This is a genomic window from Paraglaciecola sp., from assembly GCF_051252315.1.
Classification (GTDB): Bacteria; Pseudomonadota; Gammaproteobacteria; order Enterobacterales; family Alteromonadaceae; genus Paraglaciecola.
The window spans coordinates 11,114-34,956 of sequence record NZ_JBPOFP010000039.1 but is presented as its reverse complement, the minus strand read 5'-3'; the positions used below and the strand labels follow the sequence as shown (position 1 = coordinate 34,956).

At 40.4% G+C, this 23,843-nt stretch carries 17 protein-coding genes; 5 read left to right on the top strand and 12 right to left on the bottom strand.

Annotated elements, in window-relative coordinates; genetic code table 11:
* Window positions 1-3: 3 nt before the first annotated feature.
* From ACSHXM_RS09775 to ACSHXM_RS09730, 10 genes are all read right to left on the bottom strand, one after another.
* On the bottom strand, window positions 4-744 hold the full coding sequence (locus tag ACSHXM_RS09775; protein ID WP_435688576.1) for a tetratricopeptide repeat protein: 741 nt from the start codon (window positions 742-744) through the stop codon (window positions 4-6).
* Window positions 731-3,715: a tetratricopeptide repeat protein gene (locus tag ACSHXM_RS09770; RefSeq protein WP_435688575.1), complete on the bottom strand. Its 2,985-nt coding sequence runs from the start codon at window positions 3,713-3,715 to the stop codon at window positions 731-733. Before ACSHXM_RS09770 ends, ACSHXM_RS09775 begins: the two co-directional genes overlap by 14 nt.
* Window positions 3,705-5,786 carry a tetratricopeptide repeat protein gene (locus ACSHXM_RS09765; protein ID WP_435688574.1) on the bottom strand — a complete coding sequence of 694 codons (2,082 nt, stop codon included), beginning with the start codon at window positions 5,784-5,786 and terminating at the stop codon, window positions 3,705-3,707. Before ACSHXM_RS09765 ends, ACSHXM_RS09770 begins: the two co-directional genes overlap by 11 nt.
* 3 nt (window positions 5,787-5,789) lie before the next feature.
* Window positions 5,790-6,311 (bottom strand): hypothetical protein, encoded by a 522-nt coding sequence (locus tag ACSHXM_RS09760; protein ID WP_435688573.1) that lies wholly within the window; start codon window positions 6,309-6,311, stop codon window positions 5,790-5,792.
* Between the two features lie 8 nt (window positions 6,312-6,319).
* Window positions 6,320-7,474 carry a DUF3570 domain-containing protein gene (locus tag ACSHXM_RS09755; RefSeq protein WP_435688572.1) on the bottom strand — a complete coding sequence of 385 codons (1,155 nt, stop codon included), beginning with the start codon at window positions 7,472-7,474 and terminating at the stop codon, window positions 6,320-6,322.
* Complete coding sequence (locus tag ACSHXM_RS09750) at window positions 7,461-7,715, bottom strand: DUF4266 domain-containing protein (RefSeq protein WP_435688571.1); 255 nt, start codon at window positions 7,713-7,715, stop codon at window positions 7,461-7,463. The genes ACSHXM_RS09755 and ACSHXM_RS09750 overlap by 14 nt, the downstream gene beginning before the upstream one ends.
* Window positions 7,716-7,719: 4 nt before the next feature.
* The gene (locus ACSHXM_RS09745) at window positions 7,720-8,226 is read right to left on the bottom strand and encodes a TlpA family protein disulfide reductase (RefSeq protein WP_435688570.1); all 507 of its coding nucleotides are present in this window, start codon (window positions 8,224-8,226) and stop codon (window positions 7,720-7,722) included.
* A 70-nt stretch (window positions 8,227-8,296) separates the two neighbouring features.
* Window positions 8,297-8,953: an outer membrane beta-barrel domain-containing protein gene (locus tag ACSHXM_RS09740; RefSeq protein WP_435688569.1), complete on the bottom strand. Its 657-nt coding sequence runs from the start codon at window positions 8,951-8,953 to the stop codon at window positions 8,297-8,299.
* Window positions 8,923-9,669 (bottom strand): SH3 domain-containing protein, encoded by a 747-nt coding sequence (locus tag ACSHXM_RS09735; RefSeq protein ID WP_435688568.1) that lies wholly within the window; start codon window positions 9,667-9,669, stop codon window positions 8,923-8,925. The genes ACSHXM_RS09740 and ACSHXM_RS09735 overlap by 31 nt, the downstream gene beginning before the upstream one ends.
* A gap of 2 nt (window positions 9,670-9,671) precedes the next feature.
* Window positions 9,672-12,476, bottom strand: coding sequence for a hypothetical protein (locus tag ACSHXM_RS09730; RefSeq protein ID WP_435688567.1), 2,805 nt, complete (start codon window positions 12,474-12,476; stop codon window positions 9,672-9,674).
* A gap of 697 nt (window positions 12,477-13,173) precedes the next feature.
* Here ACSHXM_RS09730 and ACSHXM_RS09725 point away from each other — a divergent pair.
* Genes ACSHXM_RS09725 through ACSHXM_RS09715 form a run of 3 tightly spaced genes read left to right on the top strand, consistent with a single transcriptional unit; the run spans window position 13,174 to window position 18,562 of the window.
* Complete coding sequence (locus ACSHXM_RS09725) at window positions 13,174-14,442, top strand: hypothetical protein (protein WP_435688566.1); 1,269 nt, start codon at window positions 13,174-13,176, stop codon at window positions 14,440-14,442.
* Window positions 14,443-14,444: 2 nt separating this feature from the next.
* Window positions 14,445-16,931, top strand: a complete 2,487-nt coding sequence (locus ACSHXM_RS09720; RefSeq protein ID WP_435688565.1) for a LamG domain-containing protein — start codon at window positions 14,445-14,447, stop codon at window positions 16,929-16,931.
* A gap of 11 nt (window positions 16,932-16,942) precedes the next feature.
* Window positions 16,943-18,562 (top strand): hypothetical protein, encoded by a 1,620-nt coding sequence (locus tag ACSHXM_RS09715; RefSeq protein ID WP_435688564.1) that lies wholly within the window; start codon window positions 16,943-16,945, stop codon window positions 18,560-18,562.
* Window positions 18,563-18,666: 104 nt separating this feature from the next.
* Here ACSHXM_RS09715 and ACSHXM_RS09710 read toward each other — a convergent pair whose 3' ends face one another.
* Window positions 18,667-19,629: an FAD:protein FMN transferase gene (locus ACSHXM_RS09710; RefSeq protein ID WP_435688563.1), complete on the bottom strand. Its 963-nt coding sequence runs from the start codon at window positions 19,627-19,629 to the stop codon at window positions 18,667-18,669.
* Window positions 19,630-19,767: 138 nt separating this feature from the next.
* Here ACSHXM_RS09710 and ACSHXM_RS09705 point away from each other — a divergent pair, with 138 nt between their 5' ends.
* Complete coding sequence (locus ACSHXM_RS09705; RefSeq protein ID WP_435688562.1) at window positions 19,768-20,865, top strand: SGNH/GDSL hydrolase family protein; 1,098 nt, start codon at window positions 19,768-19,770, stop codon at window positions 20,863-20,865.
* Between the two features lie 147 nt (window positions 20,866-21,012).
* Window positions 21,013-22,881, top strand: coding sequence for a putative bifunctional diguanylate cyclase/phosphodiesterase (locus ACSHXM_RS09700; RefSeq protein ID WP_435688561.1), 1,869 nt, complete (start codon window positions 21,013-21,015; stop codon window positions 22,879-22,881).
* Here the strand turns inward: ACSHXM_RS09700 and ACSHXM_RS09695 are convergent.
* Window positions 22,868-23,776: a LysR family transcriptional regulator gene (locus ACSHXM_RS09695; RefSeq protein ID WP_435688560.1), complete on the bottom strand. Its 909-nt coding sequence runs from the start codon at window positions 23,774-23,776 to the stop codon at window positions 22,868-22,870. The genes ACSHXM_RS09700 and ACSHXM_RS09695 overlap by 14 nt on opposite strands.
* Between the last annotated feature and the right edge of the window lie 67 nt (window positions 23,777-23,843).

The window sequence follows — 23,843 nt, the reverse complement described above, 5'->3', positions numbered from 1 at the left end:
TGCTCAGCCCTTTTCCTGACGTTCACGTTTAAGTTGACGCTCTAAATCCACTATCCAACCTCTTACCTTTTTATTGGGTTTACCTTGTGTAAGAGAGATAAGACCTTGGTAGGTTTGATAGTCCTCTAGAGCTTGTTGTTTTTTGCCCATATATAAGTCAAGTAATATTCCTCGGTTTAGATAACCAGTGGCAAAGGCCGGCCAGCTATCTAGCGCTTTTTCGTAATGACCAAGGGCTTGTTCAAACTTTCCTTGGCGACTTAATATAATTGCCAAACGGTTATGAGCTAGGTAATTGTCTGTATTCACTGCTATGGCTTGTTGATAAAAGCCGATAATCTCTGAGGTTTGTTGCTTTTGGGCTGAAGCAATATCCCCACGTAATACCCATACCGCCGAATGTTTATTAGCGTCATTTAAATAAGGCGCTAATCGTGACAAGGCTTGTGAATACTTTTGTTGTTTAACGTTTAAAACTGCCTGCTTAAATTCATTTAGCATCACACCTTGCATGTTCACTAATGACGATCTGAATCGATTAGCCTTAGTTAACAACAAGGCTTCTTTTGATTGAACTTGTAGATCTGAGTTAGAGGTATCTGATTTATTTTCAGCGTGACTCTGATTAGTTTTAGACGCTTGTTTCTCAATTTTAGTTTGTTGCTCAAATATAGAGGTACAGCCACTTATTATTAGGCTTACAGATAAAATAGCTGTCATTAAAAAACGTTTAATACAAATCATCTTTTAACTCCTCTACTTGCTCAACCTTGCCATAACGAACGGGTAATAATTCACTCAATTTTTCGATGGAGTTTTGCACCCAAGAGTCATAGTTACCTTTCCAACTGCGTTGTACATTTGATTCATGTAACTCGATGGCTTGCTCCTCAAATGGATAAGCTTGCTCTTCCAACAACATATCGTATTGCTCTAATTCAAGTGCCGATAAACCTTTAGGACGCTGAGACTCCATTAAATCATTCGACAAAGAACGAAATATTTCTGCAATTTTAAAATTAGCCGTAGTACTAAATTCGGCCACACCGTAAGCCATCACTTGATCATATTGAGTCAATGCTTTGTCCATGGCTTGGCGTTTTTTGGTTAAGCTTGTTTTAAGTGGCAAAGTGAGTTTTATTTTGTCAAAAATGTAACCCGCATCATGGGCAAACACTAAACTAGACATGGCGGCCAAATATTGAGAACGAATGGTTTGGGTATCTGCTGCGGCCTTATTTGCTTGGATCATTTTGTTTAACCAAAATCGACGTTTACTAGATTCATTACTTTCTAGATAAAATTCGCTCATCATAAAACGAGCTTCCATGGCGGTGTCAAATGGCTGTGGATAACGATGAGCATATTGCCTAAACGCTGGCAAATATTGTTCTCTTACATCAGCCTTTTTGTAATACTCTGCAGCCGTCCAAAGTGATAACCGACCATTTTCTGTATCCGGTTGTTGTTGCCATAACTTGTATAAACCATCAGCAGCGGGCACCCATTGCTGATTTTGTTCATAAGCGAATATAAGTTTTTCTGGAATATTGGCAGTTAATTTGTCTTCTGGAAAACGCTCAGCAAATCCTTGCATTAACTCAATGGCTTGAGACCATTGTTTTTGTTTTAGTAACAAGGTCGTCACATCATAATGGGCATTTAAGCGCACTTTTGTATCGGGCAATTGGGTTACAATCTGCAACCATTTGCTGATAACTTGATTATGCTCTTTTTGTGCAAATTCTGGGGTTAGCTCTTTGGTTTCGGCTAGGATCAATTCCCCTTGTTTATAAATGCTGACACCAAGTCGCTCTTGCATATCCGCATAGCGAGCATCATTCACTGTTAATTGACTTAACACTGATAAATACGCACTTTCTGCGTCAGCAAACTTTTCCAAAGCAAACCAACTATGAGCTGCGACTAAACTTGCTGACAAAGTCATTTGTTGATTAACTTGGCGAGTTAACAACCAATCGGCAACATTGATTGCCCGTTCGAATTGACTATTTTCAAATCGGCTTTGCATTAAGGTTAAACCAATATCATTTGCTCTTTGATCCGCTGGAAAGGTTTCAATAAAGCGCAACTGGCTAGTTAACCAAGCTTCCTGTAATTCATTTGTAGTTTCTACCTCAGTACCTGACTTAGCCAAATCCGTTAGTGCCGAACGGTAACTTAATATAGCCGCATACCCTGCTTCAGGTGCTTTAGTTCCTTGCGGTGTACCATAGGCGTAACGTTCAAATTCGGTGATTGCCGCTAACTTTTGCCCTGCGTCAAAAAGGCTTTCCGCTAACAAGAAGCGTTTTTCAACGGCTTCTACTTCGCCTGTAAATGTATCTATATATTCTTGATACCAACGGGCAGCTAAGGTAAATGCAGCAATATGTTTTTTATTTGTATTTGACTGAGGCTTATTTGATTGAGGTATATTTGATTCTGAACTTTTCACCAAAAGCTGTGCTCTGGCGTGTTCATATTGAGACAATTCGTCTAGATATTGACGTAAAAACGGTTTTACCGCTGCTTGCTCTTCGATGTAATTATTCGGCCAAATCTCGCCATTTACACCAAACATTTCAACGAAACCTCTTTTAGCTGGCATCACTAAACTTGGAAATTTACCCAGAATAAACGCGTCGATATGTTTTACGTAAAAACCAGGTGCCTTGGGATGTGCTGGATAACGTTCGGCAAACGCCAAATACACTTTTGCACTGTCCTTGTACCTATCATTATTAAGTTGCAACTGGGCTAAACTATCAAATAATTGATGGTCGTAATGGCGAGGGCCCACTTTATCAATGTAAGCCGACAAACTATGGTCATCAAAAGTGCTCGCGGTGTTATACGAAAACACCAAGGACATAATTCGCAAACTGTCTTTGACTAAGCGCTGCTCACCGGTTTTTAATTCAGGAGTAAAAGGCAAAGTACCCTTGGCCCAAGCATAACTGCCTAGATATTTATCTAACACTTGGCCAAAAGCTTGTACGGCTGGAAAATAACGTTCTAACTTAAACTCACTCCAGCCCAACATATAAGCTGATATTGCGAAATAGTCACTTGTGGGGTACTGAATCGCTTGGGTATAGGCGCTTGAAGCTTGCTTAAATAGACTCCTAGCAAATAAATATTCACCTTGCCTGAAATGTGCTTCAGCTATGTATTTACTTTTGGGATATTTTTCTATCAAATTTTGTAATGCATCAAAACTACCTTGAGTATCGCCTTGTAACTCAAGGGCTCTCGATAGTTGATAGGCAATATGCTCGCCTTCTAAACCAAGAGCGTTTTCGGGCAATTGTGCGCTTTGTTGCTGTAAACTTCGATAGGCCTCAATTGCTTGGGTATAATATCCTTTATCCGAGATTTCGCCCTGCTCCTGCTGCTGTTCCGCCAGAAACATTTCCAAGCTTGCCAGACGTTTAGTTATTTGTAATTTTTGTTTTTGATTCTTTATCTGAGGCACAAGTTCAGCATAGGCATTTCGTAAGTTAGTTAAATCGGCTGCCGCCACTTTAGTTTTATTAATGGTAATGGGTTTAAGGGTCTCACTTATTAACAAACCTTTATGCACATTTTTATTGATTTGAGTTTCCTCAAGAGATGGCTTTGTTGGCCACAATTCACAGGAGGATAATAAAAATAGACTGGCTAAAATAAACGTAGAAAAAACCAATACCCGTTGGCTACAGTTATAAACCATGATTAGCCTCACTTAATTGACTACGGTTTTTATCTTGTAGTCGTAACTTAGCTAATTGAATGTTCAGTTCTACCTGTTTTAACTGAGCTGTCCTTTTATACAAGGCTTGCCGTGCTTCACTGGTTACGTTTTCTACAAGAGCAAGTTTCAACTCTTTTAATCTTTGTTGTAACCCTTGTATACGCTCATGCATTAAGGAAATTTGTTGATACTCAACTTGATATGACGGGGGTGAAGCTAAACGATTGAGTAAACTGGTTTTACGCTGTTCAGATTGGGCTAACAACACTTTTGCCTGTTCAATGGTTTGTTTGTGCTGCCACAACAAAGGTTCAAAATTATCGGCAAAATGCCAGGTCAAAAGACCTTCAACTCTAGCCAGTCTTTGTGCATACTTAGGTGACAAATCACGCACCTGCTTAATGGACAATAAACGGTCTTTCGCTCTTTTTAATCGATTCAACTGCTCGATTTGAGTATCGTTAGCTAACAAACTCGCATCTTGATTTTGTTCAACTAGCTGCAAGGTTTTTTCAAGTTTATCCACTCGAGACCGTAGCAGCTCAACCTGTTCTGCAACATTAGCTTTAGCCACTTGTTCACCGCGAAAAATAGCCGTTTGTTTACGTTCATCTAATAGACGTTTAAACCCAACTAGATCAGTTTGTTTTACCGCCAAGAGTGTTTGTTCCTCACTAAGTTCTAACCAACTTTCAAGCTGTTGTTTAGGTTGCCCAGCTAATAAAGTTTGTAAAATATCCACTTGGCTTTTGGGCCAAGTTTGTACTTGAATTGTACTCTGTACTAAATCACCTTGTTCTTGGTCTCGACCAGATAATTCTTCACTTTTGCTTAGCATAGAGTCTAAAAAGTCTACTTGTTCTAGTCTTTCAAAGGTGACCGAAACATCTTGTTTAGCAAGAGACAGTTGCGATTCTGCGACTTGTAATTTATCCCAGGCTTGTTGTTCATCACCGGCTATCTCTAACTGCCAGGCCATGGCCAACAAAGATTGTAAAGCCGAGATACTGCCTGGAAAATCAACACTTATTTTTTGCCAAATAGACAAAGCTAAAGGCACCTTTTTTTCGTGGGCAAGGGCTTGGGCATATCCTAACAACGCATTAGCACTGTCTTGTTGATGCTGACGAATATTGGCAAAGTAGTTCATCGCTTCAGCTGTTCTGCCTTCAGTTAAGTTGGCATAACCCATGGCTAGATTTAGTCGGTCATTTAATCCATCACGCTCGGGATCACTTAGAGAGTCTTGTGAGTCCGCCCAAAACTTTTGAGTCCAAGCTCCCCACCAAGAGTCGCGCCAATTAACTTTGTCACTTTGTGCAACTATCTTTTGCGCTAATTTAAAGGTATCGATGGCGTCAAATAATTCGCCCTGCTCTAATTGAATTAAACCACGATTGTATAGTAGGTATGGTCGATAAACTGAGTTTACTGGTAGTCGTTCGAAGATATCTTGAAACGCACTATTATCGAACGTCTCTTCTACTGCTGGATTGCTAAGTGCCACCAGCATCTGAGCTTGCATATAAGACAATAATTCCGACTCTTGCTGCTTATAAAATTCAGTAAAGCCTGCCGTTTTTAGGCTTGCGTCTTGCGCTTTTTGCCATTGCCCTGAATCAAAGTAAGACTTGGTTAACCAAAACCAAGCTTGAGCTTGTATCTCTGGCTCTTGAGCATCAGCTAAAGCCACAAAAATCTCTTCAGCTTGTGTAACTAAGCCGTGGACTAAACTCATACCACCTTTTGCGACTAGTGCTTGCTGCCCATGTTGACCTAGATCAGAATTTTTTGCGAGTTGCACTAAACCTTGACGAGAATGACCTTGATAAAATTCATATAAGACTTCACCCCACATTTGATCAACTAATGTATTTTTTTGATCTGTTTTGTGATCCACATTGTTGGATTGCGATGATTCGTCTTCAGATGCCAAAGACACTGGCGCTACCAACATGCTTATCAAAAATATAGTTCTAATCAAAATATGAGCGTTTAGATCCCAGAACATTCTGATTATGATTGCCCAGTTTTGGCAAAAATTAGCCATAAATTAAAGTTCCACCGCCTCAAATTTCGGCTGCAACTTTTTACTTGAGTCGCGGATCTGTAATTCTAATGTCTTAGCTTCATCATCTTTTTCAAAAGTGAGCACAGTACCTCGTTTGTATGGTCGGCTTTCAGGCCCAATACCATGGAAAATGGCACTGATTTCGTGCTCTCCTTGATTAATATTGCCTACATACAGCTTTTGAACACCCCCTCTGTGTAAAGCAGATATTTGTTTTTTGGTATACAAATAGTGAGTGACAGTTTTGTTGTTGACTTTTAGTTCTACCGAATCAAGTTGAAAATAAGTGCCCACGTCTACCGATAGATAAACGGCTAACTGAGTACTGGATGGAAAAAGCAAATCTTCTTCTAATATGAATAAGTCACGGTTTAAGGCAATAATCTCCTTTTTTAGATCTTCGATCTGTTTCGCTACAGGGATATCACCGCTCTCCTGCCCATAGCTATTAGCTGAGCACAAAAACAATAGACTGAATAACCAAATTACAGGTGTATTTTTCATTTCGATTCCTAATACCATACAGACACAAACAGTCGAATAACGTTTGCATTAAAGGCGAAAAGAGGTTCTTCTCCCACTGGACCTTCGGCTAACACATCTCGAAAATCTTCGTAATCGAAGCGAATATGTTCAACTTCGCCATTAACTGACCACTTTTTAAATATTGAAGAACTTTGTAACGATTTTTCATAACTCACACTTAAACCTACCGAAACGTTTGAAAAAGTACTTAACTCTTTATCTCTAGCCATAAAGTTAAATTGGTTTTCGCGAGTGAATAAATCTTGATAAAAATCGGCCTTGTCTTGACTATAAAAACGACTGCGGACATCTACTATCCAATCATCACCAAAGGTGTGCACATAACCCAACTTTATGTTTTGTCCTTGTATGCCCCAGCTATCTTTATAACCTCGAGCTTCACCATACACAGACGCTCTATGTGCCAAATAATAATTGGCAGTTAATGCCAAGGCATTACTTGTTCTGGATTTGGGATAAATTTCAGTAACAAATCGATAACCGCGAGCAGCGTTCGGGTCCAAAAACCTGACACTTCGATATGGATTATTTAGGTAACCTGTGTCTGATATGTTTTCTAATGTGAGTCCCATAATAAGATTTTTGGTGGCTACTTGAGTAATACCCAATCCATACTTTTGTCTGTCGGCTTCTTCTAAAAAGCTTTCATCGCCAGTTTTACCAATTTCATCCTGACCTCGGGAGTAACTCAATGACAGAGTGGTTAAATCGCCGAAAAAGTCTTGTGATAAACCTAAGTACATCGAACGGGCTTTAAAGTCATTTTCGTCACTGGCCGTGAAACTCACACTAAAAATTGATTTATTATGTAAAAAATCTGCGCCTAAAGTCGTTTCTGTACGTTCTTCAATGTATTCGCTGGCCGTGGCTCGCACATCAATTGACGCACCAGAAATGCTATCCACATAATAATTGGCTGACAGCGAAACTTTATCACCTATTTTTTTGCGCAATAGAATGGAAGGTCCATCTATACTGACCCCATCACCTTCATAAGAATGATAAAGGGCGTCAGAGCGATCTTGAGGTAATACCGCAGCCTGAACGATACCAGCGCTAATAACAGTAGCAAAAACAGCAATACTGGCGGTTAACCGAACAAATTGTCTAATTACAACCACAACCACCTCCAGCGCCACCTTCAGCACCTCTGGCACCTTCTCGAGATTCCAATACGTGTTTCATATAACTAGCCGTAACTGGGTTTCGAGATTGGCTCATAATTGGATCAGCTAAATTACTTCTTTCATAGGGTTTTACCCATGGTTCTACCGTACTCACACAACCGCTAAGTAATGTGAGGCTGGTTAAAGCAATTAGAGGCAATGCCGTACTGACAATTTTATTGATTAGTCTTTGCATGAAATTACTCGCGTATTAACGCTTTAATCGCCTTAGCGTATTTTTTCTCATCACCAGATTTGTAACCTTTGTGCAATAACCTTTGGTTTCCATTGCGATCAATCATTACCGTAGTCGGCATGGCACTCACATCATATAACTTACTAAGTTTGGCTGTAGGGTCGAAAAGAATTGGGTAACTGACTTTAATATCATCCAACAAAATATTCGCTTTTCTGGAGTCTTCATCTACGTTCACAGCTAATATAGTGAAACCTAAGTCTTGATAATCTTGCTGAAGCTTTTCCATTTTAGGTAACTCTTCTCGGCACGGACCGCACCATGACGCCCAGAAGTTAACGAGTACCACGTTTCCCCTTTGTTCTGACAAGCGCATGTTTTCACCTTGAGCACTCTTCAGAGTAAAATCAGGAGCTGGCTTATGTTCTGATTTAGCAAAAGTATTAATACTTGCCACTAAAAAGAAACTCGATACCAATACACTAATCACTTTGTTTACTGCAATTTTCATAATTTGCCCTTACTAAAACTCATGCCTTGTTAATGGTCATGCACTTATTAATCGTTAAATTTCAACTCAATCAGAAAAATACTGACAGCCCCAAACTAAAAGCTAGGTTATGGGTGTTTTTTTCAGGCCCTATTAACTCACTCTTGAAAATATGATCTTTCGCATCGATACGCACTACTAACCAATCTGTGAGTAACAAACGATAACCCGCTCCAATTGAAACAGTTGAACGGTCATCACTGCCAAAAGTTGTACTCCCGGCCCCTGCTTGAATATAGAAATCAGAATTAAACACCCAGTTTTGGGTGATAAATGTTTCACCACTAAAACGATATCCCAAAGACAAGTCGTAATAGCTGTAGTCTCGTTCTTCTTCCGTCAGAAATGGCGCGCCACCACTTAAGATCTCAAAGCTAGTTTGTCCCGCTGTTGCCTGGGCATAACTTGCTTCGGTAAAAAAACCTTCACTGATGTGGTAGGTCAATCGGGCACCTAATAAAGAAGAGTTCGAGAAGTCCTCAATACTGATGACGCCAGCAAATATCCCCACTTCAAAATCTTCAGTATCGATATCTGCTTCGTTTATATCCCGTCGTTCAACTTTGGGCTCTACGATCATAGGACGATCTAATTCATCCTGAGTATCCTCACCTATTGTTTGTTGCGCTGAAGCACTAATACTGATTAATACTAGACTTAGAAAAACACCGCGAAACCAAGATTCCACTGATTTAACTCCTGTTGTTCATCACGATCAGTAATCACAAGTAAATTCTTGTATTCCAATCGAATTAAAAAATTACGGTTCATGTAATAACGAAACCCCAGTCCCACCTCTAGGGCATCACTGTCTCTGGTTTCGTCACCACTTTGCACTAAGTTTGCTCTAGGCGTGGTTTTGACTAACCCCGCCCCTAAAGAAAAATACGGACTTAACCGCCACTCGGGAAACATACTGTGTTGTACCCTTAGCATGACCATTTCATTTTCTGAAAAATCACCTAAAGCCTGGGTGTAACTTAATTCAGTGGCAATATTTTCTGTCCAAACCCATGTACCAGCTACAGTTAAGGCATTAACGGCGTCAACCTTTCCAGCGAATACCGCTAACTCGAAACTGCGCTCAGAAAAATCTGCAAAACTACCATCAGACAAGGAGGTCACTTCCCCCGTTACACTTTGTGTTTTACTCAGGTCGTCAAATTTAATCCAACCTTGTTGTTTATTAGGCAATAACACCTTAAACCAGTCAGTTCGTCTTTTTAAAACCGTTACCCATTCATCTTTTTCGATAATATGAAACACTGGGTAACCACTTGAAGGCCCAGTATGTACATTCACAAAGGGCTGGGTAATTAATACGTCTGCGGTTTCTGCTTTGACCAAAAAAGAAAAACACAGCACTATGGTAAAGGTTATTAACCTTAAGAAAGATTGGTTCATGATCAATTCGCAGGAATATCAAATGGATTGTTATAGTTCTGTGCACCTATATCCATCCACTCAGCTAATAACTTACGCTCTACCGGCGATAACCAAGCATCGTGCGCGCCTCCAGTAGCAAACGGAGCAAAAAAGCGTGAACTAGACCTAGCACCATTTGTACTTACAGTATTGTTTACTCGAATAGTCCTGAATACGGGAATGGGATTCTCTTCAGCGTCTAAAATTAATTCGCCATCTTCGTCCACTTCAAAGACTTGATTACCATCCGCATCGAACACTTCAACTAATCTATCAATCACGGCACCATCCACTAGTTCCTGTTCATTGTCTGAAAAAAGTAATTCGCGATAACTGGTCAACAAGTCTGCATTGTCGGTAGAAGGATTAGATCTTAAATCAAGCTGCCCCGCTGGAACCTGTGCCACCCCATCAATGTCCACATTGTTATGGCAAGATACACAAGTTTGGTCTTCGACCAGCTCGCCCAAGTCATCAAACACTTGTCTTGGTAAATCAAAAAGAGGTTGAATATGCATTGGATAATTAACCGTAATTCGGCATAGATTAGTCCAATCTTGCCCGCAACTTGCTGAAATTGGAATAGCACTTTGCATATCTTGATAAGCCAGAACAAACTCAGCACTAGGAGTTTGTAGCTCAGGGTTAGTCCAAATATCGTTATAATGAATATCAGCGGCTGGATAAGGAATTTGATTTATACGAGTGGCAGTTTGTGCCATGGTATCGCCTGCATCTGCAAACAAATCTGGATGGGTATTTGGAAATGGCACACCAGTAGATGCAGCACCTAGATTAATAGAAGCTGGCTCGGCGTCCAATCGACCATGGGGAGCCGTGCTGTTAGGATCGTGACAACCATTACAAGTTTTAACTTCACCCGGAGCCACTTGTAGCCAATTATTATGTCTTTGTCCTATTCTATGTCCATTTACATCTAGCACACTAATAGCAATTGGCACATTTGCCGGTATTTGAAATTTAGCCGAACCATCTGGTTCAACGGGCACATATCCTACAATTTCTCGCATGAGTTGATTTCGATTACGGCCAAATCCATCATTATCAAAATCCAAAGTGTCCTCATCCGGGATAGATACCCCTTTAATCACTCGAATAAAACGAGCAGGCCTATTATCAGCAGAAGTTTGATTGGGATCTGCCATAACGGTTAATCCATTGGGTGTGGTGTCTACCCCCGCCATGTCGTAAACACTGCGAATATGTAAGGCACCGTTATTTAAACCTTCTAATTCAGTATCAAATTCAGCAGCTTGCTGTGCGTTAGCAGGCACAGCTCTGGTTTCCATCGCCACTACTTCTGTATAGGCAACACCTTCTTGAGGCACAACCACAGGTGTTTGAGTGTTTTCTGCTGGGTCATAAATCCATAAGCCATAAAGCTCTGGCGCCACTTCAATATCTTCCAATGCTAATAATTCATTATTACATGGCAATACTTTTCGCTCGGCTTGAGTTTCTTCAAGGGGTAATTCCTCAATCTCTTCGGATACTTCCTCAGATATTTCCTCAGAACTTTCTTCGGTGGTTTCTTCGACGACCTGCTCAGGTTCAAAAACCCTACATTGACTCCAAGTAAACAACTGTCTGCCACTGCCATCCCATAATGGATAGACAGCAGCAAAATATCCGCCAGGTGAAATTTCACTGTTTATGTCAACATTGTCGAATAATGCAGAACGTTGAGCAGGCCCACTCATACCAGGGCTCATTGCACTAGGCGTGTTATTATCAACAAAGTTTGTGACATCAATATTAACAATATCTGTCCCTAATCTAGATTGCTCATAAGGCAACAGACTTAACAAAATCTGATTGTCAGGCGTTTCTCTCGCTTGCACAAACTGTAAAGACTGAGGTGAGGTTTCTTGATTATGACTATGGCGCCCGTAAACAATTTCTAATTCACTGCCGTCTGGGTTCATTTGATACAAATGGATACCTTTGTCGCCAGCAGACTGATCCCATCGACTAAACAATACTTTACCGTTTTGCAGTACTACTGGATCTAAATCATGACTCTGATTAAAAGATACTTGTTCAATACCCGTGCCATCACTATTAATCACATGTAACACCGAAGCAGTTCGCCTAAGGCTTTCTTCTAAACCAGCATATTGAGGTTTTCCCTCATCCAATAAAATAGCTTGGTTAGTGCGCTGACGAGTCGAGCTAAACATAATTCGCCCATCAGGCAAATAAACTGGAGCGGTATCTTCACCTTGTTCAGCCACTAAATCAGAACGGATAATCCGCCTTAAATCATCGGTTACTCGATTGTATTCCCATAAATTCCAAGTTGGCTGCTCGTCTTCATCAAGTTCTGGGTCTTCTGGGGCTCGCATAGAAAATAAAAGGCGATTGGAATCATAAGAAGTTTCTAAATCCTTAACATCATAAGGTGCGACTTGTTCCACAGCGTTTTCTGTTTCAGCGTCACTGTCACTTATGGCTGAAAATGCCCTATCGGTTATATTCACTTCAATTTCAGAAACGCCAGCACGAGCCTTTATATAAATCGCCGCGCCCGGCACAAATTGACTCGGTTCTCTCAAATCAAATTCAAAAGGCTGACCATCTTCGTCAACAGGTAAAGTGCGTTTAATAAAAGCGATAGGAATATCAACAACAACAGGATCAGGCTCTTGGGAAGAAGGCTCTACACTAATATCTGACCCACACCCAATCAATGGCAAACACAATAAAGCAATCAGTATGTGTTTCCAAAACTTTGATATTTGAGTAGGTGCAAACCAATCTGTCAAAACGTAAATGCTCATGTTGATAAAACAATTTTATGAATAATAGACTAGCAATAACGGACATAAACAAAAACTGTCTACAACCAGCTACGTTATCTATCAATAGGCCACAGATACTTGCATTAAGTGCTTTGATGAACAATTTGTTGTTTCATCAATAGGAATAGACTTTAATACCTGTTGGCCTAAGGTCAATAAAATTATGACTTACACAGCGACTCCAAATAATATATTTTTTAAAATGTACAACTTTGATTTAAGGTGTATGTATTTAAATACACACATACCAAACCTGGAAAAACAACTTAAACCATTGAAAAACAAAAACAAATACAACTTCCTACTACTGTTTTCTTTCAATTTAACAACCTAGCTAATGGAATTCAGTCATTAATTAAAGACACAAAACAATTGAATTTATCAAAGCACCTTAATCAAAAAATAAAATTTATATAAATTACAAAGACTTAATACAATTGGCTTAAAACATGCTCAACGAGCACCTTTCCATAAGGGTACATTTAAATACCCAGAATTTAGAAACACCAACCCATAATACGTGTTTACACGACAAAAACATGATGATAGGAATGAAAGTACATACCTTTCATGTTTTAGCGAGATTGTCATAAAAACTGTTTTGGACTAAAACCCATATAAGCCACATATTTCCGTTTTTGACGGTAAGAGGAGTTCCAATTTGAAATCATCTATTAAACAAATTGGCAGTAGTATCCCAATTAAACCTAAAACTATATTCCGAGTTAAACCTTTGACCATTAGTTCGGTTTTGTTTGCAATCAGTTTCATCACTGCAACCAACCTAAATGCGGGTAGCTTAGAACAAGCCAAACGGATCCATGACAGGTTGGCAGGCGTGCCTGCGACCACAGGCGTGTTAAATCAAATGAGTTCTTTGATTGAGAATGGTGAATTTTCGGCAGCTGCAGAAATAGCCATGGACACCCCAAGTTTTTACAACGTTACGCTCAAAAACTGGGTCACACCATGGACCAATGAAGAGGCCGATATATTTGTGCCGCTTAACGATTACACAGCAACTGTTATCGGAATTGCTAGAGACGACATTGATTTTAGACAAATATTGAGCGGTGATATTCTGTATGTAGCAGACAATAACCTAGGGCTGCCAGCCTACTCAAACAACAACAATAATTTGTATCAAGCATTAGAAGATCAGAGCATCAATTTACAAACAGCGTTAGTACAAACCACCCAATCATCTACTACTGGGCTTCCAGCTGAAGCAACTGCAGGCGTTATGACAACCCGTGCTGCAGCAAAATCCTTTTTTAAAGATGGAACCAATCGTGCCATGTTCCGTTTTACCTTAATGAATCATTTGTGTACTGACTTAGAAGGCCTAAAAGATACCAGTTTACCACCCGACAGAATTAGGCAAGATTTAAGTCGTAGCCCAGGCGGAGACAGCCGAATATTCATTAATTCATGTGTAGGTTGCCATTCAGGCATGGATCCCCTTGCCCAGTCTTTCGCCTATTACGAATATCAATACAATGTAGATTCGGATCCAAATGGTGACAACGGTAATTTACAATACAACGCCAATGGCCAAATGGACGCAGATACAGGCACGCGAGTACAAAGAAAATACCATATTAACAGTAACAATTTTCCCTTTGGTTTTATCACCCCAGACGACAAATGGGACAACTATTGGCGCACCGGCATCAATCAGTTTTTAGGTTGGGATGAATCTCTAACAGGCTCAGGAAACGGTGCCAAGAGCATGGGACAAGAACTAGCACACAGTCAAAAGTTTTCCCATTGCCAAGTAGAAAAAGTGTTCGAAAATGTGTGTTTACGACAACCTCAAGACAGTGCAGACCGCAGCCAAATTAATTTAATGGTGAATAACTTTCAGGCGGACGGCTACAAAATAAAGACCGTCTTTGCTGATGCTGCTAACTACTGTAAGGGAGAATAACCATGAATAAATTTCCTATTACAAACAGTACTAAGTTTCATTTGGCTCTTAATCTTTGCATTGGTCTAACTCTCAGCGTTTTACTAACAGGCTGTGGGGGTGGCGATACTCAAGTTGTTGAAACACCTTTACCTCCCGCTAAAGAACAACCGGTGATTAACTACTCTGGCCCTGCTGCCACCACTGAAGATATTCAAAACTTTAAGTTGGCTTTGTGGGACAACATAGCGACAGAGGAACGCTGCGGTGCCTGTCACATTCAAGGTGAACAATCTCCAAATTTCGCTCGCAATGATGATATTAACTTAGCTTACACAGACACCAACCCCTTGGTTTCTCTCACTAGTCCACAAGATTCAATATTGGTGACTAAAGTCGCTGAAGGACACAATTGTTGGTTAGACAGTGACCAGGCATGTGCTGATATTATGACTACTTGGATTGCCAACTGGGGTAACAATGAACAGGCTGCCACTGAAATTGCCTTGCAAGCCCCTGTGGATAAAGATCCAGGAGCTAATAAAAACTTTCCAGTGGATTCTAGTTTATTTGAAACTACTATTTTTCCGTTATTAGAGACTTATTGCGCTAGCTGTCATACCAACTCAGCTGCTATACCCATTTCACCGTACATCGCTTCATCAGATCAAACTGAAGCTTATGAGGCATCTATTCCCAGACTCAACCTTGATTCACCCGCAGATTCAAGAATTGTAGGCAGAGTACGTGATGAGTTTCATAACTGTTGGACTAATTGTTCGAGTGATGCCCAAAGCCTAATTGACGCCATTCAATCAATGGCGGACCAAATTGAAACTACCGAACTAGATCAACAACTAGTCAATTCAAAGGCCTTAACCCTGTTTGATGGCACTCTCGCCTCTGGCGGAGGCCGATTTGAAACTAATTTGATCGCTAAATGGGAATTTAAGACAGGGGCAGGCAATACCGCATTTGATACCAGTGGTGTTGAACCAGCGCTCAACTTAACCTTAAGTGGCCAATACGACTGGGTGGGTGGATACGGCATTCAACTGGCCAATGGTAAAGCACAAGGATCAACCACCAACAGTAAAAAGATCCACGATTTAATCACAGCTACTGGAGAGTTTTCTATTGAAACTTGGGTCGCGCCAGCCAATGTCACCCAAGAAGGGCCCGCCCGAATAGTAAGTTACTCTGGAGGTAAAGACAGACGTAACTTTACAGTTGGCCAAACCCTTTATAATTACAACACTTTATTACGCTCTGACCAAGCTGACAGTAATGGTATGCCTATGATGTCGACTGCTGATGCTGATGAAGATTTGCAAGCAGCTCTACAACATGTAGTGATTAATTTTAGCCCAATTAGTGGCCGTCAAATTTATGTTAATGGCCAATTTACTGATGACAATGATGAACAAGTCGGCGCCATATTAAGTGAATGGGATGACAGCTTTGCTTTAGTGTTAGGGAATGAGGTGTCTGGAGATGTGCCTTGGGCGGGCACTATACGCATGGTCGCGATCCATAATCGTGTATTAGAAACCGAACAAATCACCAAAAACTTTGATGCAGGTATTGGCCAAAAGTATTTTTTACTGTTTAACGTCAGTGAACTCATCGCCCTCGAGCAAAGTTATTTGGTTTTTGAAGTCAGTCAGTTCGATAGTTACAGTTATTTATTCGCTGAACCATTTTTCTATAACCTAAACGCTGACGCTAGTATTCCTGACGTGTCGATTCGTAGTTTACGTATTGGCATCAATGGTCGTGAACTTCCATTTGGCCAAGCCTACGCTAACCTCGACACCCAATTAAATAACGACGATTACATAACAGGAGAAGGCCAACCTCTATCTAGGTTAGGCACCTTAGTTCAAGTAGAAAAAGGACCTACAGCAGATGAGTTTTTCTTGGTATTTGAGCGTATTGGTGAATTTGAGAACATTAAAGTAGCCGCTCAGCCCCCTACCCCAGCATTGCCCAATGATTTGCAGGCACAATCTGATATAGGTGTGAAAAACTTCGCTGAAATTAATGCCAGTATGGCGGCTATGACAAAGGTACCTTTGTCAAACACTGCCACTAAACAAACCTTTGATACGCTGTCACAGCAACTGCCTTCAGTGACAAATATCGGCAGTTTCTTAGCCTCTAACCAAATGGCTATTACCCAATTAGCGATTAAATATTGTGACGCCTTAGTGTCTTCTCCCACCATGAGAACAGATTACTTTCAAGAGTTTGATTTTAGCCTGCCAGCTAACACTGCCTTTACTAGTGACAACAGGCAGCAACTCACGTCAGTCTTAATCGACAATATGTTAGGTAATAACGTCAGCAGTCAGCCTGAGCAGGATGAAGTAGAGATCGAACTCAACAACCTGATCACCCGACTTACAGATTGTTCTGATGGCAAAGTGTGTGATGCTCAATATACTCAAACCATTGTAAAAGCCAGTTGTGCTGCCGTATTGGGCAGTGCTGCAATGTTAATTCAGTGAGGACTAAAAACATGTTTACTAAATCAAATAAAGAACTCACCGCTGCAGCTAAAAAAGCCACAAACAATGCTGACGCACCACTGTTACATGAAGATCATGGCAGGCCAACTACACGTCGAGAATTTATAGCTCAAGGTTTTTGTGCAGGTATGGCAACCGTTATGGGTGGTTCGGCGCTTAATTTATTTACACCTCAATCAGCTAACGCCAGTCTATCGGCTGATTTGGAAGCATTAAAAGAATCTTGCGGCATTGCCACTCAAGGTGCAGGGAAAATCCCGTTTATTGTGTTTGACTTAGCAGGTGGAGCCAATATTGCTGGCTCTAACGTGTTAGTAGGTGGCCGAGGTGGTCAATTAGATTTTCTTAATACTGCCGGTTACAGCCGACAAGGCTTACCTGGTGACATGGTGCCATCTATTGCTAATCCAGACACTGGTTTAAGTGACTTTATCAATTCGGAGCTTGGCTTATCCTTTCACAGTGACAGTGGAATTTTGCGAGGCATTTTAGAAAAAGTCAGCGTGACCAATAGAGTCAACATAAATGGCGCAGTTATCCCCGCTCGCTCAGAAAATGATACTGGCAATAATCCTCACAACCCTATGTACGGCATCAACAAAGTCGGAGCGGATGGTTCGTTATTAACCTTAATAGGCTCGCGAAATTCAGACTCAGGAGGCAACTCAATGTCACCAGCAGCTATGATCGACGCTAGCAAACGACCTACTAAAGTGGATAGGCCTTCTGATGTAACTGGCCTAGTTGATACAGGCGATCTAATTGGTTTATTAAACCAACAAGATTCGGTAGCAGTAATGGAATCGATCCAACGGATCAGTGACATGAAACTAAATAAAGTCAACACCCAAATAACCACTGATGACGTGCTCAAAGACATGGTGCGTTGTGGCTACGTAAAAAGTGCCGACATTGCTGATAGATTCGGCGATCCTAGTACCTTAGATCCCGTTCAAGACGCTGACATTGTAGGTGAAAATGGCATATTCACCCAAGAAGAATTTGACAGCGATGGTGAGTTTAGAAAAACCGCCGCCGTTATGAAACTAGTGATTAACGGTTTGGCTGGCGCAGGCACAGTGACAATGGGTGGATATGATTACCACACGGGTGACAGATCAACAGGTGAAGTGCGTGATTTAAGAGCAGGCCGCTGTATGGGTGCTTGTTTAGAGTACGCCGCCAGAATGGGCTTACCACTTATGATGTATGTATGTTCAGACGGCTCCGTCTTTAGTAATGGTATGATAGACGACAGTGTCAACGGCCGAGGTAAAGGTGTATGGACGGGTGATAACTCCTCTACCGCCTCATCATTCTTTTTAGTGTACAACCCAGGCGGCACACCTCAATTGATTGGTGCCACACCAGAGATGCAAGCTCAGCATCAGCAAATAGGTTACATGCGCCGAGATGGCGCGGTAGAAACCGCCTCAACCCCAGCTGCCAACAACGTAAATTTGTTAGTTGAAACCATCATACTAAACTACTTAGCTTTGCATGGTGAACAAGGCCAGTTTTCCAACTTCTTCCCCAGTAATGGCCTGGGTAATAGTACCTTGATGGACAGCCTAACAGCCTTTGAACCTATAGTGAACGGCACGATTTAATGGGTTCTCGCTAGCAACGAGAAACCTGAGTAACTGTCTTGAGTGGTTGAGTGGTTGAGTGGTTGAGTGGTTGAGTGGTTGAGTAAGAAGATTAAACCAGTCGCTTAACGTTTTAACTCTTTGGAATAATGCATTTTTCTGTGTTTGTCCATGATAATGGCTTCGTATCCTGGGGTTTTATTAATTAAATCCATACCGGCTTGCACGCCTAATACAAACACCGCTGTAGACAAACCATCATTTAAGGTACTGCGCTTTCCAATAATCGATACACTTTGTACTTCATGAACTGACTTGCCGGTTTTTGGAGACAATATGTGATGATATCGCTCTCCATCTTGTTCAAAATAACGTTCATAGTCACCGGAAGTAGAAATAGCGTTATCACTTAACGGCAAAGTAACAGCTTGTTTATCTTTATTACGAGGGTCGCGAATTCCCACCATCCATGGACGCCCTCGCCTATCACCTAATAATTTGGTATCGCCCCCTGCTGTCACTAACGCATGTTGAATACCGAGTCCTTTTAATAACTCAATACTTGTATCCACTACGTGCCCTTTGGCAATGCCACCCAAATCAATTTTCACATCAGGATGGTCAAAAGCAACACTGGTTTTCTTTGGGTTTAGATGTATGTGCCGATAATCAATCGCCTTTACTGCTTGGTTAAATTGTACCGTTTTAGGCTTAATTTTTTCTTGGTAGTTATACAAAAATCCCACACTTGCGAAGGTGATATCGAATGCACCTTCCGTCTCCATTGACAGTCCTACAGACAATTCAATTAAGTTAAACATTTCTTCAGAAACTATCACCGGTTTTAGTGCCGCAAGCCTGTTAATTTTGGACAACTCACTGCTTTCAATATAGGGGCTCATGAGCTGATTTATCCGCTGCATTTCATCAAACACCGTTTGAATAGCATTTTCAGCTAAACTAGCTTCTTCCGCCCATACTTCCACATGAATATTGGTGCCCATGATGGACGCATTGGCAGAGGTCCACTTTGCTTGCACATGATTCGAAAACAAAACACAGACGGCAAATACCAGATTAAATTTCATACACTTCGCTACTCAAAAAACAGAATGAATAGCTTAACGTTTGCATACAATGAAATCGAATGATTTAAATCCTGAAATAAGCTTTTCGTTATCTATCTAACACTTTAAACTTCACCTAAAGAATAAAAAGGATATTACATGCGTTTTTTAAAAAGCCTCATCAGCATTAGCGCTTTATTGTTGACCATTGGTGTGCAATCAAGCTGTTTTGCTAATACCGTCATTAAAGCAGACAACTCACACTTTCACTTTACTGGAAGAATTGACTTCTCTAACCCCCAACAGCCTTACCTTTCATGGCCTGGTACCAGTATAAAATTTCGAATGACAGGTAATAAACTCGCAATCACCTTAAATGATGATAAAGGCTTAAATTTTTATAATGTTATTTTTAACGGGCAAAACGACTACCCTTATGTGTTATCAGCGAAGACTGGGAAACATGTTTATGACTTAAGTCATATGTTAGAGACAGAAGAGACTGAAGTAGAGATATTTAAACGCACAGAAGGTGCTGAAGGAGGAACAAACTTCTTAGGACTGGAATTAGCTGATAACTCAAAGTTAGTGCCATTAGCAGACTCAAATACTCGTAAGATTTCGTTTTATGGTGATTCAATTACCGTAGGTATGGGTAATGAGGCCCCGCACAATTTGGCAGATGACAAAGCGGTCGAAAAAAATCACTATTTGTCTTATGCGGCCATAACAGCAAGAGCACTCGATGCTGATTTTCACAGTATTGCCAAGAGTGGAATAGGTTTCATAATCAGTTGGTTCGATTTTATTATGCCTGAGTACTATGACCAAATAACAGCTGAAAATAACAATGATAGTCAATGGAATTTCAGCCAATGGCAACCCGATGTAGTGGTGGTTAACTTAGGTCAAAACGATAGTTGGATAATTGATGATCAAAAAAGAATAGAGGCCACACCCAGTCAAATTACTCAACACTATAAAACCTTTATTGAAACACTAAGAGCCCTGCACCCAAATGCTTTTTTCATCTGTGCAATCGGCAGTATGGATGCTACAGAGAATCAAATTTGGCCAAGTTATATTGAGCAAGCTGTCGCGCAAATTAAACACGACGCTTTAAAACAAGGTGAACAAGCCAAAATCGATACATTACAGTTCAAATTTACCGGTTATGGCGCTCACCCAAGGGTTGAGCAACATGTCAAAAATGCGCGAACTCTCACTCAATTAATTAAGCAAAATTTAAATTGGTGAATTCACTTTTTACCAGCAGTGGTTTGGTTAAGTGATAAAGTAATTGTATAAAATGTGACGATTGGATTTTAAGGATTAAAGGGTTAGAGTATTTGTACTCTTTATCAACATTTCCTTTTTGTCTATAAAAATAGGGGCCCTTTTGAGATGTCAAATCAGATGAAGCAAAACAATGTACTAAGTCAATACCATAGACGCAGGCTGATGCAAATATCAGCAGTTACAGCTATTGGTTTAGGGACTTCTCTGATAGTCGCAAGAGGGATCACATTTAGTATTTTTGCTATTGGATTAAGCAGTCTTTTATTGGCTTTAATTTTTGCCTACAAACATAAAACCACAACGTCGGCCTATATTTTATTAGTCTCTTTGGCAGCTATGTTGTTTTCTTTGGCTCTCACTGGAGCGAGCTTGTTTGACCTTGCTATCCTTGGCTACCCTGCTCTTTTAGTTTTTGCCGCTACTTTAGGAGGCGTTGGTTTATTTTTATCCGTTTTGTCTTTTATAATTATCCTGTGTGTTTTACTTGCTTGGTTAACACTTGAAGGGTTTGTGATCCCGCATATTCCAAGTTTAAGTTGGCCGCATCTACTCTTTATTTTAGTGATATTAATTGTTACTGGCTTTAGTGTTTATATATTAGTCCGAGATATAAAACGTCTAATGTTATCTTTACAAGCTGAAAACGCAAAAGTTCAACGCAGCCGCGAGCAAATTCAGCACTTGGCTCACCATGACACCTTAACTAACCTTCCAAATAGACTTTATGGCGAAGAGCTATTTTTACAATCATTAACTTTGTGTCAGCAAAAAAAGCAAAAACTTGCTCTTTTGTTTATCGATTTAGACAATTTTAAACCCATTAACGATGCGCTGGGTCATGGTGCAGGTGACCAATTATTAGAACAGCTCACTCAAAAGTTAAGTGCTGCCTTATCGACGAATCAATACTTAATAAGATTTGGTGGAGACGAGTTTTTAGTATTAATCCCTTATACTGACAAGCAAAAATTAACCCAAACCGCGCAAACTTTAATTGAACATTGTTCATCAACATTTGAAATTCTGCATACTCAAGTGGTGGTGTCCGCTTCTATGGGCATTGCTTGTGCACCAGAGGATGGCAATGATTTTAAACAACTTTGTCGTAAGGCTGATATTGCTATGTATCAAGCTAAAAAAGACGGCAAAAATACATACCATTTCTACGATAAAAATTTAGATATAGCCAGTGAAGAAAAGTTTAAGCTGTTACAACTTCTGCGACCAGCAGTCAATCAAGAGCAATTCACACTTTATTATCAACCCATGATTACTTTTGCTACGGGGGAAATAACCACAGTTGAAGCCCTATTACGATGGCCACAAGCCGATGGCAGCATAATTGGGCCGGACCAATTTATACCGCTAGCTGAAAGTAGTGGATTGATTAATGAATTAGGCACTTGGGTAATTAAACAATCTTGCCTGTTTTGTGCGCAACAAAGACAGGTCAACCTACCCAACTTACGGATTGCAGTGAATATTTCGGTTATACAATTTAAAGACGGTCAGTTACAACATATAGTCCAAGAAGCACTGAAAGATGCAAATCTGCCACCACAAGCCTTAGAGTTAGAATTAACCGAGTCTTTGCTAATTGACGAATCAGAGCAAATTCAACAGCAGTTAAAAGGCCTTAGCCAATTAGGGGTAACTATAGCGATTGACGACTTTGGCACAGGGTATTCTAATCTGGGTTATCTACGTAACTTTAGTGCTAATAAACTTAAAATAGATCGCTCCTTTATTACTTCTATGGGTAATTCAGAGCATGATGATTCATTAGTTAAAGCTATTATTAATATGGCTAAAAGTTTAGGACTAGAAACAGTAGGTGAAGGTGTCGAAAATCAAGAGACACTAGAAAAACTAATGACCCTTGGCTGTGACTTAGGGCAAGGTTATCACTGGTCTAAACCACTGCCTGAAAATGACATATCGGCACTGCTCGAGGCGTCTGTTAAATCGACATAAAATACTGTGAGTTAGCTATATATCTATCTTTGATGTGCTCTATCAATAGTTTAATTTTATTAGGCACTTGTTTGGTAAAAGGGTACACGGCGTAGACACCTAGTTTTTTGCCCACTAAATCCGGAAACAAATCGATGAGCCTTCCCTCGTTCAAATCATGATAAACCAGGCATCTCGGAACATAAGCAATGCCATATCCACCTAATGAAGCTTTGCGTAAAGCAGCCGCGTTGTTAGTCGAAAACCCACCAGAAACTTTTACAAAATAATGTTCCTTTGACGATTTGAATTCCCAATCACTCGCACCACTTGATTGATAGGTATATCGTAAACAATTATGTTCCACTAATTTTTGCGGTTGTTTGGGTTTGCCGAATTTTGCTAGGTAAGAAGGTGAAGCACATACCACCCATTCAGAATCAATAATATGTCGCGCTATGAGACTTGAATCTTCCAAGTGCCCTGTTCTAACAACAAGATCGTAACCACCATCAATTAAATCAACGAATTGATTGTCCAAAGACATATCGACCGACACTCCTTGATGAGACTCACAAAACTCACCAATGGCTTCGGCAAGTATTAAGTCACCAGAAATAGTTGGCACAGACATTTTAATATGTCCCGTCACTTTTTCACCAAACCCAGACACAGCATCCGCAGCTTCTGCTGTAGCTTGGTGAATCAACTTAGCTCTTAGCGCTAAAGCCCTGCCTGCCTCAGTTAAAGTAAGTTTACGTGTGGTGCGATACAACAACTGTATGCCAAGCGACGCTTCAAGACGCGCAATACGTTTACTTACTACTGAGTTTGTCAAATTATTAGCTTGTGCTGCCTTACTAAAACTGCCGAGTTCTATTACTTGAGAAAACAATATTAAGTCATTCGCTTGCATGATTCATCCATATTTGGAAATAATTATTTTCATTATTTCTATTTATAAACAAAAAAGAAAGAGATAA